The organism is Bacteroidota bacterium (genome assembly GCA_016721765.1).
In the GTDB taxonomy this organism is placed as follows: Bacteria; Bacteroidota; Bacteroidia; order UBA4408; family UBA4408; genus UBA4408.
In genome coordinates this window covers 718,837-738,445 of the sequence record JADKHO010000001.1, presented here as the reverse complement: position 1 = coordinate 738,445, position 19,609 = coordinate 718,837, and the positions used below count along the sequence as shown (strand labels likewise).

Genomic DNA, 19,609 nt, shown 5'->3' with positions numbered 1-19,609 from the left:
CTATTGGTTAATTTTTATTTTTTGAGGACCTTCCTTGATTAATTCCTTGTTCATTGTTTGCAAATGGTCCGCTGTAGAAAAAAGACAATAAGAAGAAATACTATAATTAAAAACTATTAAAAAAATCAATAATACTGTTTGCCAACTAGTTCTTTTTACATCATCCAAAAACCTGCAGTATCTAAAAATAGCCACAACAACCATACAAACTACAACAAGAAAAATCGGAATTAGAGCAGTTGACTTATCAATTACCTCATCAAGAAAAAAATAAACAATTGAAAAGGAAAACGAAAGAAACGCAATATCAATTGGAAGTTCATAAACCAGCTCAAAGAAATGTTTAGATTCAGTTCTTCTGTTTACGAATAACTTCATAACAATCTTTACTGCTAAGACTAAGCAAGGAATTATGATTTTTAAACTCATCATAAAATGGTGCCTTTTTGTGTAAGGTCAAAGATATGTTTTTAAGCTTCCCTTTTTAAGAATCGCGAGAAAATACATTTAACAATCATGATACTTTGTATTGACGCATTGAAGACTAAAGGTTATTGATTCTCGTGAAAGGCAAATCTGTTTTATGGAAAATATTTTTTGAACTAAGGCTGCTATCAGAGGTCTAAAATCACACTTTGCAAACCATAAGTCGTGTCAGGTAATATATCTTTCGTCATCTTCAACTCCCTCCCTTTTAATAGTTTTTTCAGTGTATTCAAGCTTTCTGGCAGCCCACTCTCGAACTCTCTGAATCTTGTGATTCAATAACCCTTCTAAAAGTTTTTTTTGTTCTATGTAATATGGGATTCTCGAACCAACTGTTCCAAATGACCCCATATTGGAAGAAAGAGAATCTAGTAAATTCTGATTATCGCCAAATTCGTCAATAACAGCTTTAGAGAATGGATGCCATTTTGTTTCGTTATTTTCAGTTATGTTTAAGGGCATTAGGCGCGCTATTCTTTGTGGAGCGATTTCTGGGTAATTTCTGCACCAGCCTAATATTGTCTCATAGCCAGTAGGGTCTCGAAAAGGGAGCCCTAAGCGATTTCCTAAATAGCCATTTCTAGTTCCTATAAGATGTTCTAATCTTAAAAACGATCCATTATTGCTCATTATTCCCTCGCCAAAATAACTCCAAATGTGATTAATATATTTTTCGAAAAGAATAATAAGGACATTTGTAATATAGCTGTCGAAAGAATAATTAAATCTGGGCCTTGAACAAAACTCAATTATCTGCTTTGAAATAAGGATTGCAAATTCATTATTATCAAGTTCAGCTAACAGTTTTTTTACAGAATCGGACCAATGATATCCTTCTGTTTGGATTTCTTTACCCTCGCTAATTAATAAATTTTCGGATATGATAATTTCTCTAAAGAAGTCCTTATTGAGCATCCATTTTTCAGGATTCGAGAAACAAAACATATACATTATTGATAAGGCGACCCATTTACCTGCATCGCCATAACTACCAATTTTGTGACATAATGATAGAACTTCAGTGTTAGACAGATTGCTCAATGGTTGCCCATACTGAAAAATCCTGAAGGAATTAATTGAAAGACCAAATTTATCGACAAGAGGAAAAAGTTTTTCAATATCTTTCAATGTTGGATTAATAATGCGTGTCAGATAAAAGGAATGATGCCTGATTTCATCAGAAATAATAAACTTATCAATAAACATTTCAGACAAAACTTTATTTTTTGCTCCACATAAAAAGCCAGCAATGAATTCAGGATTTTGATTATTCTTTACTATTGCCTTCAATGAAATTATAGCGTTATCCAACAGCCTTACTTTTTCTTCCACCAACTCCCCTAATTTATAACCAAAGTTAAAACCTTGCCTTTGTTCTCCCGTGAGCAAATCTTCTAAAAACCCTTCAAATGGAATTTTTTCATTTACTAGCTTTTGCGCGAAAGCCTCAGTGTTTATTTTGGGTTTATCAATATACCGTCCCGCATCATCCTTTTCATGAGATTCCCATTCTGGTTTTGTTACTTTTAGAAGTACCTGGCTTTTAATATCATCAGGAGTGAGCTCCTTTATAAGAGTATTTACCCCAACAACTACATTCGCAGGTAAATGCTTTTCAAAACCTAAAGTCTTCCTAAGATTATTCAAAGCCTCCACCCAAAGAGTTCCCTTTTTATTAGCAACTTCTCTTATCGATTTAATAATTTGTTCATAGTGGCCATCTCGAATTAAGGTTCTTATAGAATTAGCGATTCTTTTCTGTGCAAGATCAGCATGTTTCGAATCAGAGCAAGCTATTTGAGTAAGCATTTCAATAATACAATTCCAATATTGTCTTATTTCTAGCCATGTAGGTTTATAATCTTCAAGTGGAGATCCGCTTCCTTGTAGCTCAGCACCACCCGTTCTAGAAAGATTATCATTTATCAGCCCTCTCCCCATCGCACGAATAGCAATGCTAGTATAGTCGTCATCTTGTTGACTTAGTGCCCATTTGATTGTTTCTAGTCTCTCTAGTAGGGGCGCAGCTGTTCCAGCTAAATAGATTTGAAATAATTGTTTAAATTGATTTATCGAATTATTGCTCCAAGTCTCATTTTCTGAGACGGCAAAAGAACAAAGAATCCTTGCTGCAATATTAAATGTTTCCTTTCTGAAACAGAGTTTTTCTAGTGCCCAAACAAGATTTCTTCTTCCTTCGTCAATTTTTAAAATTTCTCCTTTTGTCATTTTGCCAAACGCTGATTCTAAAGCCTTAGCTGTGGCAACCGGATTCACTTCAACAACATAGCGAAAGAGGAGTGAACCCAATTCAGTGTTAAGCACTTCCGCTGTACCAAAAGGGCTATCAGGGCCCCATAGTTGATTAACAATATCCTTCGCTTTATCTAATTGGTCGAGCTCAACTAATCTTTCAACTAATCGCTTTCCAAGATCGCTACCCTTTAACTCTTCAAGAATTTCTTTAATGGAATCGTGAGGTGTTTCCTCCCACCATTGGGCAGCAAGATTGATAGCCAGCGGAGTAGGTTTGACCATCAGGCGAGAACCTCGAAGTTCCATTATATCAGTGCTTCTATACTTTTGACAAATGCGATAAAAGTTCTTATAAGTTACTTCTTTTCCTTCAAATGAACCGAATATTCTATTCCTTACATATTCAGTTTGTTTTTTAATGAAATCTTTTTCCTCTTCTCGTAAAACACTAATGATATTGTCGTCCAAAAAGCCAAAATTTGAAACTACAGAACATGCTTTAATAACTTCGTATTCAAATTCGCTTTCATTATTTCTACCGAAAATTAATTTTTTCAAGAAATCATTTGGCAACTGACTGCTTAGATTATTCAACCCCCTTTCCTTTACTGATTCAGAAAATAAAATAGCCATTTGAGGATATCCTTCAGACTGATTTGAGATAAATTCTCGATCTGTTTGAGTAAGTATATCACCAAGTTTTTGATCAATTATTTTTTGAACAATGTCTTTTTGAGATTTCCTATCAATTTTAATTGCTGATCTTTCATCTGTTTTTGACGAAAAATCGATTGTAATAAGTTTGAATTCGTTGGATAGATTTATCAAGCTTGAAATTTCAGTATGGCACTTTTCATCACAATTATCTATAACTAGAATTCCAGATTGATGTGCTCTGTGTGATAAAATATAATCTGAAATGTTTTTCAAGCTTCCGAGATTCATATCGTAATAAACGAGTTGCAACTGCTGTGCTTTAATTTCGGGTTCTTTCTCATCCTCCGTAAAAGATTCTAAAACCATTCTTGTTTTCCCCAAGCCAGAATGACCTATAACTCTCATAATTTTTTTCTTTTTCAACTCGGACCTGATTTGCTTTATATAGCTCAGCAAGGTTTCATTTGTTTGAAAAGGAATTTCAGAACCTCTCATGTCAGCTTTCCACTCATTCCATAATCTAAATCCTTGAGGGCGGCTAATGTCGTTGCAACCTTGAACAAAAGTCACTGCCGCTACATTTTTGTTCACCCAATCTTTAATTTGGTTAGCCTCATAAATATAAATCTCAATTGTTGCGTAATTAGCATGATTGGCAGTTTGAATCGCATTACGAAACTTTGAGATTCGCGCATTTTGTTGCTTGGTATTTAATTCTTTGCTTGTAAACAGAGTATAACACCCATTTTTTACAACAATATCTTCTACTTGTGATTTAAGCTTACGTGGTTGCCCCTTGACTTTACGTTCAAGAATTTCTTCAAAGCAGTTGCTTATTTTCAAGTCCGTTGCTTTGCATTGAAAGATAGTAAGGTTATTTTTCAACCAATCAGTTTTTGAGGGTTGACCAATGCTCCAGCTAATTTTTCCATCTGCTCCACCATCTGCAACGGTAATTTTTTGAGGAACCAATATCTGCCAATTCATCAATGCATTTTTTTCCGCCTCCACTTTCAAAAGAATATGAAGTAAGGCAGAAAGTTCTTCAGCAGAAAGATTATTGATATGCTTTGTTTTTATTTCATTTATTGAGTGCATCTTATGTAATTAGGTAATAACAAATTTACTAAGGAGTTAGCAGTAAATCAATTTATTATAAACATCAAATTGCAACTCGCAAACAATTGCAAGGAGTGTTACTAATATAAGATATCATAAACATATTCAACCTGATAAAGAGGGACTAAAACATCATATTTAAAAAACTTTACAAAGTAAAGCCCTTGCCCATATTTGACAGGAACATTTATTTGCTTAGTAAGGTGGTTGTGATACTCAGGAATAGGAGAGATATCCTTCGCAAGTTCTTCAATATGTCTGAATAACAATATTCCAGAACTGTCAAAAACAGGAACATTACCGTTTCGATTTTTAAATCCCAAGCCGTGAGCTCTTTTGAACGCACGTGTTTGAGTTCGATTTAATTTAGAGGTATCCGAAGAAATTTTAAACTTGACTAGCCTTAGAGGTAAGCTTAAATAATATGTTCCTGAAATGGAATCATTGACTATTTTAAATTATCTTCCTTGAAGATAATTTTCATTTTCAGAAAGTCTTATTGTATAATGCTATTCAAACAATTTAACAGCACAATACGTGCCTTTGGCTTATATAGTCGTAAGAATGGCTGAATGATGGTGAGCTATTAAATTTCTTATTTCTGTAAATCGCTTACTAAATATGTCTCTGACCTCATTATCGTAATCAAAGTATTTTTTCTCTTGATCAGTTACAGCATTTTTAAGAAGAATATGAGTGAAAATGAGAGATATTGGCTCATTAAGATACTCAGGAATGAAATTTTAGCAAGGTTTCTATATCCTTATGGTTCGACATTCGGTCGGTAGACTCCACCACTAACCCTTGTAAATCAATGATTTGCGAGGGTTTTTTGTTGGGGGTTGTTGGTTTCTACTGTACCCTCGCTCGCTTCCAGCGAGTGTCAGCTATTAAAAGGCATCTTGCCGCTCTTTACACTTGCTCGAATTATAAAAAACACAAAACCCTGATGATCTTTCGACCTCAGGGCTTTGCTATAAAAATTAGTTATCATTTACGGCGCATACACCAATTTCACTGTTTTTCTATACTTACCCGCCTCAATCGTTACAAAATAAATCCCGGCACCAAGTTGGGTGGCTTTCATATCCAACTGTATCGAATACCCTCCCGCTGCCTTTTTACCATCCGAATTCAAAATGTTTCCAAGTACTTTTCCTTCCGTAGAAATTAATTTAATACTTACCGCTGCTGCTTCTGCAAGGGCAAATTTAACCGTTGTCACGCTATTTACCACCGATGGGTAAATACTTAATCCCAACTGATTGCTTGCCGCAGATGCTATACCCGATGGATTAATAAAATGCGCTACAATCGTATCTGAACTATTCAATACTAAACTGGCGGTATCTGCCAACGTATTTGGTGCAATAACTTGCGAATTGCTTGTCCAGTTTACAAAACCGTATCCGGTATCAGGCAAAGCCACCAAATTGCTGCTGATGTTCCCAAAATAAGTCCCTGTCCACGGTAAATTAGTAAGCTCTAACGAATTGTATTTTACAGTACCCGAACCGGCGGGTTGTGCATCAACCGTAACCGTATGTGGTCCGGTTAAATTATAGCAATTCATAAAGCCTCCCGTCAAATCGCCGCAGCGATTGCTGATAAAGGTGCGCAATTGCGCCACATTACTTTTCCATTCAGTATAGGTACCTTGCCAACGTATGCTGTGTTGTGCCATTTCCGGATCAATTAAATTCACAGTACTATCCAACTTCGCCAATAAATTTTCGCAGCTAAAAGTAGTATTCCACAAATCCAGCATGCGCGTTAAATAAAATTGGTTGAAAGCGGGATTCTGGCGTAATGCCATCAACACCCCAATATGATCTTGTGGATCCGATGAACCATTTAACGTTTCAGGATCACAAGGATTGGCTTGTGAGGAGGTATCCGGAATATTGGTGTAATTGATGTAATGGCCGTAGGTAGCATCGTTATCCCATAAGGTATATCCCCACTTTAAGTGTGTGCCGGTCGAATCCAAGCCTCTCCACCAGGCCGTATTCCAATTCAGCCAATCGGAACAAACGGTAAACATATTCACAGCAACATAATCCACCAAACTCTTTACATCCAAGCGTTCTGCTACATAATCGTAATTCGATTGTATAGCCATATTGTGTGTAAGAATGTAAGTGCGTAAATTACTCCAATCAGTTAAGGCTGGCTGTCCGCCATACTGTGCCCAAGTTTGTCCCCAAGTTTCGATGTAGTACAAATTGTATTTGTTTTGCCCGTAATAAAATTCAGTATTGTCATGATCATCCGGATTGTCGCGCAAATCATACACGCCCCAGTACTGTCCATTTAGGTAGGCTATGCATTTAGAGCCCCTTCGTGCATCCAAATCCAATCCGTCTTGCATGGCTACATTATGAATAAATGCATCCCGCACATGGGCACTTCCGGCATTGCTTGGATTGTGGTCAGCTGGGTAATTATCATCACCGGCAGCACGCAAAATCAAACGTTGGTATTTATCCCGTGTGGTGGTATTAAATACTGCCTCTTCTACAGAATGGTTATAACCCATTTCATCGCGCGATACAAAATCTAAACTGCGCTGACTATTGGCCCAAGAATCTTGCCCATGACGGTTAAACTCACCATAGCTTTTGGCTTTTAATTGTTGCGCCTCATCAAAATACTCAAAACTACCAAAGGGGCGTAAGCTCGAATTTATATTATTGGCCAAATTGGTTAAGCCCGATGCGGATATCGATACCACCGGTAAAGTGTGTGATACGTTAATAAAAAAGCTTTCATAGGTCACAAAACTGGGAAGTTTCCCCGAAGCAGTATTAAACGCTATTGCTTTAATAACTTTGGTATTGGCCACAATTATAGGCGCAGTGTATACAGGTGAAACAGTTGTTGGTATAGATCCATCTAACGTGTAACGAATTGTTGCAGTACTATCTGCGCAGGTAATATCCACCGATACTGAACCTGAATAAAATCCTGCCGGAACACTAAAATTAGGTTTGGCAACGTATCCAGGATATTGTACACTCACATTGGAAGCACCGGGAGTAGGGGCAGAAAAAACGCCCCAAGTTAAGCCACCATCCGGTTTTCGTCCATACGAATGCCCCAATTGTGTTTTTTTATGAATGTCCACATAATCCAATTTACCACCGTTTGGATACGATAAGATTATTATTTCATGATTATTTTTAGTTTGCTTTAAAGAAAAATTAGTATGGTAATTCAGCCCAACAGAAACATTTCTTCCGGATGCCCATACACGCAAATATCCTAGGCCTGCAATACTTGTTCCTGCAGGAAATTGCCACTTGTTTACATTCGCACTATCGTCACTTAAGTAAAAGCCCGATAAATTAAAACTGGCGGCAGATGTATTATACAATTCAATCCAGTCGTTATAATCACTGTGGTCATCAACATATTGAGATAAATTGGATGCCGAAAATTCGTTGATTACAATTTGCGCTTTGGAGGAAAAATTAAAAACTAAACTAAATATAAAAATGGGCAATAAAAAGTACTGTTTGTTCATGGATGTTTGGGTTATGTTAAATTAATGTTACCACGAAAGTAAGCTTTTTTCAACTGTTTATTTTAACGACACATCGAATATTGAATTTTTCTCTTTTAATTTGTACCATGCAGTTAAGCCATACGTGAAAGTCTACGAACGATTAGAAGATTTCAGCACCTTACCCAATGCCGTTGTTACTACCGGAACGTTTGACGGAGTGCATGTAGGGCACAAAAAAATTATTTCGCGCCTGCAAGATATTGCTGCTGCTTGTAAAGGCGAGACAGTCATTCTTACTTTTCATCCGCACCCCCGACTGGTGCTATTTCCCGACGATAACGATTTGCGCTTGCTAAATACACAGTCAGAAAAAATTGACTTGCTCCAAAAAATGGGTATTCAGCATTTGGTGATTATTCCCTTCAATAAAGAGTTTTCACGCATCAGTTCCCTGGATTTTGTGCGCAATATTTTAGTGAAACAAATTGGCGCAAAAAAATTAGCCATTGGACACGATCATCACTTTGGGCGTAACCGCGAAGGGAGTTTCGAACATTTAAAAGAGTTTGGTCCTTTGTATGGTTTTGATGTAGAAGAAATTCCGGTTCAAGATATCGACCATGTGGCAGTAAGCTCTTCCAAAATTCGGCAAGCATTAAATTCGGGCAATATCAAAGTAGCCAACGAGTATTTGGGCTATCCTTATTCCCTTAGCGGGAAGGTGGTAAAAGGAAATCAACGCGGCCGAACCATCGATTATCCAACAGCAAACATCGAAGTAAGTGAAGCACGCAAATTAATTCCTGCAATAGGAGTATATGCTGTAAAAGTTACGGTGCTCGGGAAAAATTACAGCGGTATGATGAACATCGGGCATCGCCCAACCGTAGGGGGAGGAGCCATTACCCTCGAAGTAAATATTTTCGATTTCAATGCCGATATCTACGATCAAACACTTTCCGTTCAGTTCATCGAACGCATCCGAAGCGAACAAAAATTCGAACACCTCGAAGCCCTAAAAGCCCAACTGGCATTGGATAAAACAAAAGCACTCGAACTCACAAAAAAGTTCTGAATAATTAAATTCATTTCTGCCCTCTCCTATGTGAAACCTATGTTCCTATATGCCTATGTGTTTAAAACCAAACATTCTACTATGTGTTTAAAACCACACATTCTACTACTTCAATGCCTTCTTCAAAGCCTCCACATTGGCCTTGGTATTTCCAATAAAAATCTGCTTCCCTAAAATCGCCACCGGCCGCTTTAAAAAAGTATACTCTTCAATAATGTAGTTGCGATAATCTTTTTCGGTGAGCTTCTTAGTGTTCAACCCAAGGGCTCTATATTTTAAAGCTACACGGCTAAAAAGCGCTTCATAAGAACCGGCCAGCTTGGCCATTTCATCCACCTGTGCTGCAGTCATCGCTTCCGTTTTAATGTCCTGCAACTTCACATCTTTGCCCGGTTTCACTTCTCCCAAAATCCGCTGGCAAGTGCCACAATTCCCCAAATGATAAATTTTTTTCATAAAATAGTTTTTAAACAAAATCAATTACATCAATAAATAAATCTTAAACGGCATAAATACCATAATCTTTGTACTTTGTACTCGATACTTTGTACTAAAAAAATAAACACAAGTATCGTACATTTTGTTTTCTTTGCGGAACATTATATTTAAAATTCGGATGCTTTTTAAAGTAAACCCAGCACCATTCATTTATGTCGAATAAAGCTTCCGATTTACTCAAGATGGTAAGGCCCGGCAGGCTGCTTATTCCTATTGCTATAGGTTTGGGCGCTGCTAGTTACATGCTCTTCCGTAATTTCGATCGCAATGCTTTCGATCACATTTCCTGGACCTGGTACACTACCTTTTGGTTGCTGCTGGCCTTACTTATGGTAGTTATTCGCGATTTTGCCTACATGTGGCGTATTCGGGTACTCACCGATAAGGAACTCAATTGGCGCAAATGTTTTGAAGTAATTATGCTGTGGGAATTTGCTTCGGCTATTGCTCCTGCTATACTGGGCGGAGGTTTTGCATTTGCCATCCTCATCATCAACAAAGAAAAAATATCGTTTGGGAAAAGCATTTCGGTAGTAATGTTCACTTCCTTTTTAGATGGATTATTTTTCGCACTCATAGCCCCGTTGGTTTATTTTATTGCAGGGCGCGAAGGTTTATTCTCCAACCTTAATTCCGCAGCTGCCCAACAATTGGCACATGGCAAAGAACTCTATTTTACTTTTTGGTTTATTTACTTTGCCATACTCCTTTATAAACTCATTATTGCTTACGCACTTTTTGTAAATGCGCATGCCGTAAAACAATTTTTAACCAAATTATTTTCCTTTAAACTCCTGCATAAATGGAAACAAGGCGCTGTCGAAACCGGTGAAGAAATGGTGATAGCGTCCAAACAGTTGCAAGGAAAAAACCTCAACTATTGGCTAAAATCATTTGCAGCTACCTGCCTCAGCTGGTCAGCACGCTTTATTATCATCAACTGCATCATTATGGCCTTTAGTAGCATTCCATTTAACCACTTTTTGCTCTATGCACGCCAAGTAGTAATGGGAATTTTAATGATTGGAAGCCCCACCCCGGGCGGTTCAGGCGTTGCCGAAATAATGTTCTCCAACTTTTTAGGTGAGTTTATCGACAACAAAGCACTCACGTCCTCACTTGCCTTGCTGTGGCGCTTAATCAGCTATTATCCCTATTTGTTTGTTGGCGCAATAGTACTGCCCCGCTGGGTGAATAGGGTTTTTAAGAAGGACGAGTTGTTGAAATAGATTTTAATTTGTATTGGAATCAAATTGTAATAGCCTTTATGTGGTACATTTAATTCACAACAGGCTTCAATCCCCTAATCCCCATATCTAGCACCTTATCGCCGGCATCCGGCTGATACCAGCCATCGGGCGAAAAATGATCGTCCCACTCAAAACTCTTATTTATGCTGAGCGAAAGCGTTATGGTTATATCGCTGCTTTCATTTCCGCTTAACACCAGTGGGCTCGCAAAAGCACCTGTTACCACACAACTTCCCGGAGGAATTGGGGAGCTGGCAAATAACGGATTAGGCACCGTTGTTGCTCCCGGAGGCGCTTGTCCTTTAAAAGTAAGACCAAAAGTCTCAAATCCCCAATAACCTTGGTCTTTATTGGCGTTTTCAGTTATCGATAAAGTATTTATAGTGTAGCTTTGTACATAGGTTCTAAATCCTAAAAACGAAGCAATGGTACCGTTTGCCGTGCCACTACCCCCGGCATTGTTATACTTGTAGCGGATGTCGTAATTCTGATACGATAAAGAAACCCGCAACCACTGATAATTTCCGGCTAGCACTGAACTGATTGGAACACTAAAAAAAGTTTCCCCTTCTGCAACTTTAAGCGATTGGTTAAAGTCAATGGCATTAGCTCCTCCCGTTGTTACCTCCGGTGCTCGGTACAATACTTTTCCTGCACCCAATGCAGTTGTTCCGGTTGGGGCAAGCTCTATATAATGCGCGCTTATTTTTCGAAAATGGGGCGTTTGTGCCGCATGTCCGGGTAACATAGGAGCATTTTGTCCCAAATTATTCAAGCGTGGCTGCAGCGAATCAAATTTAAATTTAAAAATAAGTTTCGCTCCACTAGTTGCGGCCGGTTCATCAATCACGGCAACTACCTCCTTTTCGGATTTTTTACATGCAAAAACACTGAGCAACACAACGACTAACAATCCGTAAATTTTTGTTGGAATATTCATTTCCTTAAATTGATTTAAATTGCTGTAAAATTAATATTTAGAGCCAAAGAAATATATTTTTTTAAATTCGTAGCCCTTTTACAAACAACGCCTTAAACAGTATTTTAGTACATCTACATGAAATTCGCCACAAAAGCCATACACGCCGGTCAAGAACCGGATGCAAGCAACGGAGCCATTATGACTCCCATTTATCAAACCTCCACTTACGTGCAAGCCTCTCCAGGAAACCACAAGGGATACGCCTATGCACGCGGCAAAAATCCAACACGCACCGCCCTCGAAAAAAATATTGCAGCACTCGAAAATGCAAAACATACCCTCTGCTTTTCAAGCGGAATGGGTGCTGTAGATGCAGTCATTAAAATGCTTAAACCCGGCGATGAAGTGATTACCGGCGATGATATTTATGGAGGCTCCTACCGCATGTTCACTAAAGTATTCGCCAATTTTGGAATTAAATTTCATTTTATTTCCATGACGGATGCCTCTAATATCAGCAAATATATTACAGCAAATACCAAACTGCTTTGGGTCGAAACACCTACCAATCCTATGATGCAGATTATCGACATTGTAGCTTGTGCAAAGATTGCTAAGGAAAATAAAATTACACTGGCTGTCGATAATACCTTTGCCTCTCCCTACCTGCAAAACCCTTTGGATTTAGGTGCCGACATAGTAATGCACAGCGTAACCAAATACCTCGGCGGACACTCCGATGTAATTATGGGTTGCCTCTGCACCAACAACGATAAAATTCACGAACAATTGGCTTTTATTCATAACTCCTGCGGTGCCGTTCCCGGCCCGATGGATAGCTTTTTAGTAATGCGCGGAATCAAAACCTTGCACCTGCGCATGCAACGCCACTGCGAAAACGGAAAGGCAATTGCCCATTTTCTTAAGGCCCATCCAAAAGTGGATAAGGTTTACTGGCCGGGATTTCCCGAGCATCCCAACCACGAAATAGCAAAAAAACAAATGCGCGATTTTGGTGGAATGATCTCCTTTTCATTAAAGGATAATTCTATCGAGAACACATTTAAAGTTGCTTCATCACTTCACGTGTTTTCACTCGCAGAATCACTTGGCGGGGTGGAATCTTTAATCAATCACCCGGCAAGTATGACGCATGCCTCTATTCCAAAAGCCGAAAGAGAAAAAGCCGGTGTTACCGATTCTTTATTGCGATTAAGTGTAGGGGTAGAAGATATTGAGGATTTAATTGCCGATTTAAATAGCGCATTGGCATAATTTGAAGCCGAATAACTCGTATTTTAATTATCTTAGCTTAAATTTTAACCGCCCCTTTAATTAGTCAATTTGAAAACGAAACTGATAGTGCCTTTTTTTATTTTAGTTGCCTCCACAACTAATCTGTTTTCGCAGCAAACAATTGGCCCCTGTGGTGCGCATGAAATTTTTATAGAAGCACTTAAAAATCCCACTTACGCTAACAATCAGCAAGTCCTTGAAACCTTTACCCAACAGTATACTGCCCAGTATTTAAGTGAAAGGAATAGTTCCGGTGTCACTCAAAAAAAAGCGATTATCCGAATTATTCCTGTCGTGGTGCATGTATTTCATACCGGGGGTCCCGAAAATATTTCAAAAGCACAAATTTTAAGTCAGATTGATGCCCTCAATAAGTTTTTTAGAAGAACCAATGCAGATACGGTCAACACTCCTGGCCCCTTTAAAAGTATTGCCGGCGATAGTGAAATAGAATTCCGATTGGCTCAACTTGATCCCAATGGAAACTGCACCGATGGAATTGTTCGTGTTTACACTCCGCTCACCAATAATGCCGATGATAATGTAAAAGCATTAAGCTATTGGCCAAGCAATATGTACCTCAATATATGGGTGGTAAAATCAACACTGATTCAAAGAGTTGGATACGCCCAGTTTCCCGGATCTGGTGCTGCTGCAACCGATGGAATTGTAGTAATGTCGAGTTATTTTGGAACAATCGGAACTGCCGTTGTAGGCGAAACATCTGCTCATGAAGTCGGACATTGGCTCAACTTAAGACACATTTGGGGCGATGATAATGGCGCCTGTGGAGGTTCTGATTTTGTTGCCGATACACCCAACCAAGCCGATAACCATGACCAAACTTGTCCAAGCTTTCCATTATTAGATGCATGTACGCCTACAGGAAATGGCGTAATGTTTTGCAATTACATGGATTATGCGCTTCAACAATGCCAAAACATGTTCACAATTGGACAGGGAGCACGAATGAATGCAGCGCTATCCTCACCCATCAGCGGAAGAAACAATTTGTGGACCTCCACGAATTTAGCCCTCACCGGCGTAAGCCAAGCACAAAACCTCTGTAAGGCCGATTTTTCGACCAATGTAGCGAGCAATACCATTTGTGAAAACGGACAAGTTGTTTTTAGTGATATCTCTATCAATGGTCCTATCACCTCCAGAACATGGTCCTTTAATGGCGGAACCTTAGTACCCCCATCCTTGCCCGGCGATTCAGTTGTTACAGTAAGTTATGCTTCTGCAGGTAATTTCGGCGTAGGTTTATCGGTGAGCAATGGAGTAACCACTGTCAATACAAATCAAAATGCTGTAATTCATGTTTTGAGCAACCAAGCAGTTTACAATTCAGGCTTTTATTCCGAAGGTTTTGAAACGGCATCCCTACCCAACAACGATTGGGAAGTTACAAGCCCTGATGGTGGAAATATTACTTGGACTCAAAATACTTCAAGCAGCTTCTCAGGAAACTCTTGCGCTTTTGTCGAAAATTTTAGTGCCAATAGTTCCGATATGGATGAGTTACTTAGCCCTACCCTAAATGCTCAAGCAGTATTTGCACAAACAAGCCCCGGCAACATCACCTTTTCATTTCAATGTGCATTTGCAAAAAAAACGGTAAGCGATAACGATGTGTTAAAAATATTGGTATCAACCGATTGCGGACGATCTTGGGCACCTCGTTTGTCGCTAACAGCTTCATCCTTATCTTCCGTAACTGGTGTGAGAACTTCCTATTTTATTCCAACTGCATCCGAGTGGAAAAAACAAACGGTTAGCATTAACAATGTTACTGCTGCTCAAAATGTAAGAATCAAATTTCAGTTTATTAACGGCGGCGGAAACAATTTCTACCTCGATGATATAAATATTTCAAACCTGCTTTTAGGTGTAGATGAGCAATCCCTTGAAAATGCGAGTTTTCATATTTATCCCAATCCTACAAAAGGGGTTGCGCTGCTTTCCATCAGCACTAAAACAAAAGGCTATGCCGAAATTTTCATGACCGATATTGTTGGAAAAAAAATAGAACAACTATTTGTAGGTGAATTGCAAATGCCCAATCTTCAAATCGAAATCAATAAGAATGGCGCGCTTGCTGCCGGAATTTATTTCATTAATGCAACTATAAATGACAAACAGCGGGTTCAAAAATTTGTAATTGACTAAGACCAAAATGCTGTAAAAACAAACAAGTATTAAAATTTTTAATTCATTAACGCGTCAACTTAAACATAGATAATCGTACTAAACAATGAAATCAAAACTGTTTTTATCCATTCTTAGTTTCTTCCTGCTTTGGGGAAATCTTTTTGCGCAAACCCATCAAGGCTGGTGCGGTACGCACGAAACCTATGAAGCCGCCATGAAAAATGATCCGCATTTTGCTAGCGAACAACGAAATTTGGAAAGTTTCACTGAGCAATATTCAAGTCAATACATTGCTCAAAAAACAGCAAACACTGCCAATAAAAAGCAATCGGTGGTTAGAATTATTCCGGTGTGCGTGCATGTAATTCATGCGGGAGGGACAGAGAATATTTCAAAAGCACAAATACTAAGTCAAATTGATGCTTTAAACCGCGACTTCCGCAGAATGGCCGCCGATACAGCGCAAACACCCGGACCCTTCAAAAGTATTGCCGCCGACAGCGAAATCGAATTCCGAATGGCCAAACTCGACGACAATGGAAATTGTACTGATGGGATTGACCGTGTGTACTCCACTCAAACCGTATATGCCCGTGACAATGTGAAATCACTCAGCTACTGGCCCAGCAATAAATACCTTAACATTTGGATTGTAAAATCCATCCGTCGTGCAGATGGTTCATTGCCTCCCGCAGGTACCATTATTGCCGGATTTGCACAATTTCCGGGGGGGGCAGCAGCTACCGATGGTGTTGTGATTGCTGCAGCTAATTTCGGAACCATTGGAACTGCCCAAGGAAACCGAGGCAGAACAACCGTACACGAAGTAGGTCACTGGCTCAATCTACGCCACATTTGGGCCGATGATGGTGGTACTTGCGTTGGGTCTGACTTTGTTGGTGATACACCCAATCAAGCCAGCGAAAATTTTTCTACCTGCCCCAGCTTCCCCATGTTTGATGCCTGCACTGCTTCCGGAAACGGAATTAACTATAGCAATTACATGGATTATACCGATGAAGCTTGCCAAAACATGTACACGGTGGGGCAATCAGCACGCATGAATGCTGCTCTTTCCTCCGCAACCAGCGGGAGAAGTAATTTGTGGTCGGTAAATAACTTGGCCGCAACCGGTGTGAGCTTGCCAACTACTTTATGTGTAGCCGATTTTATCAACAATACTCCCGAAAATACCATTTGTGAAAACGGCTTAGTATCCTTTACCGATGTTTCTTTCAACGGCCCCTCCACTTCTCGAAACTGGACAATTACCGGAGGAACCTTCGTGGCTCCCTCCACAGCAAGCGATTCGATTGTTACGGTTAGATATACAACTGCAGGTGTTTATGATGTATCATTATCTGTGAGCAACGGCGCAACTACTGTGAGCGAAACAAAGCAAGCGCTTATTCGTGTACTGCCATCCCAAGCAGCATATTCCAATACACTCTACACCGAAAGCTTTGAATCGGGAGCTATTCCAAATGTGGATTGGGAAGTAACCAGCCCGGATGGAGGTTCTTTTATGTGGACTCAAAATACTTCAACAGGATTTTCCGGAACGGCATCCGCTTTTATTGAAAATTACAGTGCCGATTCTGCCGATGTGGATGACTTAACGGGCCCAACCATTAATGTTCAAGCCATTTACAATCAAACCAGCCCATCCAGCTTGACATTTTCTTTTCAATGCGCTTTTGCAAAACGAAAAGCTATCAATAACGATGCACTTAAAATTTTGGTTTCAAACGATTGCGGCCGCAGCTGGACTCCACGCCAAACAATCGCAGCAGCAAATTTATCGTCAGTTACCGGTTTAAAAACCAGCTATTTTATTCCAACGGCATCCGAATGGAAAAAACAAACTGTAAGTATTTTAAATGTTGCAAATGCACAAAACGTGCGTATTAAATTCCAGTTTTTAAGCGGAGGCGGAAACAATATTTACATCGACGACATTAATATTATTAATCCCCTGCTTTCAATAGATGAGAGTCAAACTCAAGCACTTTCATTTGAAGTATACCCAAACCCTAGTGAAGGAATAGCCACACTAGAGTTTACAGCACAAAATTCAGCCAGAGCTGATATCCGATTAACCGAGCCGCTTGGAAAAGAAGTGGCTGTTTTGCTTGCGGGAGTTGTAGACAGCGGAAAAAGACAAATTAAAATCAATGAAAATAAAAACCTTGCATCCGGAGTTTATTTTATCAAAGCCAACATCGACGGCAAGTTCGGAGTGAAAAAACTAATTATTAAATAAACCCAATTTCATAAATCATGCGTAATTTTTTAAAATCAAAATTAGTAATTGTAGGAATTTTCATGCAGGGTGCAGCATTTGCACAAGGCTTTAAATTTTGCGGCACCGATGAGGCGCAAAGGCTTGTTTTTAAGGAACATCCGGAGTTGGAGCTAGAATATTTACAGCGCGAAGAAGAGGCAATTATCCGTGATAAAAGAGAAGCAGCATCTAATTACGCCGAAGCACGTGCTACTAATGTAGTGCGCATTATTCCTGTAGTTTTTCACATCATTCACCAATACGGTCCCGAAAACCTCTCTGATGCAAAAATTAAGGAATCAATCGAAGTTATGAACGAGGATTTCAGAAAGCAAAATCCTGATTCCGGACAAACTATTGCACTCTATAAGCCATTAATGGCAGACTGCGAAATCGAATTCCGACTTGCAACAATTGATCCCAATGGCAATTGCACCAATGGAATCGAACGTTTTTACTCTTGGGAAACTAACAATGGTGGCGAATCAGCAAAGTTTAACCAATGGCCGCAAAATAAATACCTTAACATTTGGGTAGTAAAAAAAATGGGGCCATCCCACCTCAGTGCTGCAGCGTATTCCTACCTTCCAGGAACAGCACCCGGTGGTGGCGATGGAATTATTTGCCTCTACGATTATGTCGGAACAAATTCAGGAAACTCACATACCTTATCTCATGAAGTAGGACATTGGCTTAACCTAAAACATACCTGGGGTTCCGGAAATCAACCCAATGTTGCCTGCGGTGATGATAATGTTTCGGATACGCCTATTACAAAAGGGTCCTCATTGGTTTGTAACCTAAATTTAGCTGCTTGTAACCCACCTACTATCGAAAACGTACAAAATTTTATGGATTATTCTTTTTGTACAACCATGTTTACAAGTGGTCAGAAGGCACGCATGAATGCTGCGCTATTAAGCATCGTAGCCGGGAGAAGCAATTTGTCAACATCCAGTAATTTATTGGCCACCGGAACCGCAGCCGCTCCAACACTTTGTGCTGCCGATTTTGTTTCCAATAACTTTAATAACATTGTCTGTGAAGATGGTTTGGTTTCCTTTTCTGATGTATCCTACAATGGAACTGTTACTTCCCGTACCTGGACTTTTCCGGGTGGAACCCTTAATCCGCCATCTCAACAGGGCGATTCCACTATTACAGTTAAATATTTAACCGCCGGAGTGTATGATGTTGGCTTAAGTGCTACCAATACAATCAGCACTGTAAACACTACCAAAAATCAATACATTACAGTTTTACCGAATGTTGCCAGCTATAATACCAATTCTTACACGGAGAGTTTCGAAACCGCCCTTCTACCAAATGCCGATTGGGAAGTAAAAAGTCCGGATGGTGGAAATTTTACCTGGCAACAATTTTCTACTGCAGGTGCTTCCGGAGCAGCTTCTGCCTTTATCGAAAATTATAGCGCCGATTCAGCCGATGTGGATGAACTCATTAGCCCAACTGTGAATGTTCAGAATATTGGAAGTTCGTATTTGAAATTTAAATTTGCTTTTAGAAAAAAGACTAGCGCAGATAACGATGCACTCAAAGTTTTTGTTTCTTCCGATTGCGGTAAAAGCTGGAGCTTGCGTAAAACCATAACCGGAGCAAGTTTAGCAACTGTTGCAACTCCCAGCACGCAATATTTTATTCCCACAGCCATTCAGTGGAAACAAGATTCTGCGAGCATAGCCTCTGTAATTAATAAAACAAATGTGCGATTCAAATTTCAATTTATTAGCGGTGGTGGAAACAATATCTATTTAGATGATATTAATTTAATAGGAACTACTGGAATAAACAGTTTGGTGAACACATCTCCAGTATTTACACTATACCCTAATCCTGCAAAAGAAACAACGCGTTTAAATTTTTACCTTAATGCAAAAAGCGCTGTCGATATTGAACTTGTTGATCTGTTAGGTAAATCGATTGAACATTTAGCAAGTGAAAAAAATCAATTAGAACCGGGAAATCATCAGTATGAAATCAATTCCGATAAAAGAATGGCTCCCGGTGTTTATTTTGTGAAACTGCAGGTGAACAGTATCCGCTCCATAAAAAAACTTGTAATTAATTAATACCCGAAATAGCA

11 protein-coding genes are annotated in these 19,609 nt (G+C 39.2%); 6 read left to right on the top strand and 5 right to left on the bottom strand.

Annotated features, from left to right (window positions below; translation table 11 throughout):
• The 3 genes from IPP32_02720 to IPP32_02710 form a co-directional block, all read right to left on the bottom strand.
• On the bottom strand, positions 1-432 hold the full coding sequence (locus tag IPP32_02720; GenBank protein MBL0046999.1) for a hypothetical protein: 432 nt from the start codon (positions 430-432) through the stop codon (positions 1-3).
• Positions 433-654: 222 nt separating this feature from the next.
• Positions 655-4,497, bottom strand: a complete 3,843-nt coding sequence (locus IPP32_02715; protein ID MBL0046998.1) for a hypothetical protein — start codon at positions 4,495-4,497, stop codon at positions 655-657.
• Positions 4,498-5,512: 1,015 nt separating this feature from the next.
• Positions 5,513-8,044 (bottom strand): CotH kinase family protein, encoded by a 2,532-nt coding sequence (locus tag IPP32_02710; protein ID MBL0046997.1) that lies wholly within the window; start codon positions 8,042-8,044, stop codon positions 5,513-5,515.
• Between the two features lie 124 nt (positions 8,045-8,168).
• On the opposite strand from IPP32_02710, the gene IPP32_02705 reads away from it, so the two are divergent.
• Complete coding sequence (locus IPP32_02705) at positions 8,169-9,101, top strand: bifunctional riboflavin kinase/FAD synthetase (protein ID MBL0046996.1); 933 nt, start codon at positions 8,169-8,171, stop codon at positions 9,099-9,101.
• A 105-nt stretch (positions 9,102-9,206) separates the two neighbouring features.
• Here the strand turns inward: IPP32_02705 and IPP32_02700 are convergent, their stop codons facing one another.
• Positions 9,207-9,557: a hypothetical protein gene (locus tag IPP32_02700; GenBank protein MBL0046995.1), complete on the bottom strand. Its 351-nt coding sequence runs from the start codon at positions 9,555-9,557 to the stop codon at positions 9,207-9,209.
• A gap of 194 nt (positions 9,558-9,751) precedes the next feature.
• On the opposite strand from IPP32_02700, the gene IPP32_02695 reads away from it, so the two are divergent.
• Positions 9,752-10,828 (top strand): flippase-like domain-containing protein, encoded by a 1,077-nt coding sequence (locus tag IPP32_02695; protein MBL0046994.1) that lies wholly within the window; start codon positions 9,752-9,754, stop codon positions 10,826-10,828.
• A 49-nt stretch (positions 10,829-10,877) separates the two neighbouring features.
• Here the strand turns inward: IPP32_02695 and IPP32_02690 are convergent, their stop codons facing one another.
• Entirely contained in the window at positions 10,878-11,789 is a 912-nt protein-coding gene (locus IPP32_02690) for a hypothetical protein (GenBank protein MBL0046993.1), read from the bottom strand.
• A 117-nt stretch (positions 11,790-11,906) separates the two neighbouring features.
• Between IPP32_02690 and IPP32_02685 the strand changes: the two genes are divergently transcribed.
• The 4 genes from IPP32_02685 (at position 11,907) to IPP32_02670 (ending at position 19,595) form a co-directional block, all read left to right on the top strand.
• Positions 11,907-13,046: a cystathionine gamma-synthase gene (locus IPP32_02685; GenBank protein ID MBL0046992.1), complete on the top strand. Its 1,140-nt coding sequence runs from the start codon at positions 11,907-11,909 to the stop codon at positions 13,044-13,046.
• Positions 13,047-13,115: 69 nt separating this feature from the next.
• Positions 13,116-15,239 (top strand): T9SS type A sorting domain-containing protein, encoded by a 2,124-nt coding sequence (locus tag IPP32_02680; GenBank protein ID MBL0046991.1) that lies wholly within the window; start codon positions 13,116-13,118, stop codon positions 15,237-15,239.
• Positions 15,240-15,324: 85 nt separating this feature from the next.
• Entirely contained in the window at positions 15,325-17,484 is a 2,160-nt protein-coding gene (locus tag IPP32_02675) for a T9SS type A sorting domain-containing protein (protein MBL0046990.1), read from the top strand.
• 17 nt (positions 17,485-17,501) lie between these two features.
• Positions 17,502-19,595 carry a T9SS type A sorting domain-containing protein gene (locus tag IPP32_02670; GenBank protein MBL0046989.1) on the top strand — a complete coding sequence of 698 codons (2,094 nt, stop codon included), beginning with the start codon at positions 17,502-17,504 and terminating at the stop codon, positions 19,593-19,595.
• Positions 19,596-19,609: the final 14 nt, after the last annotated feature.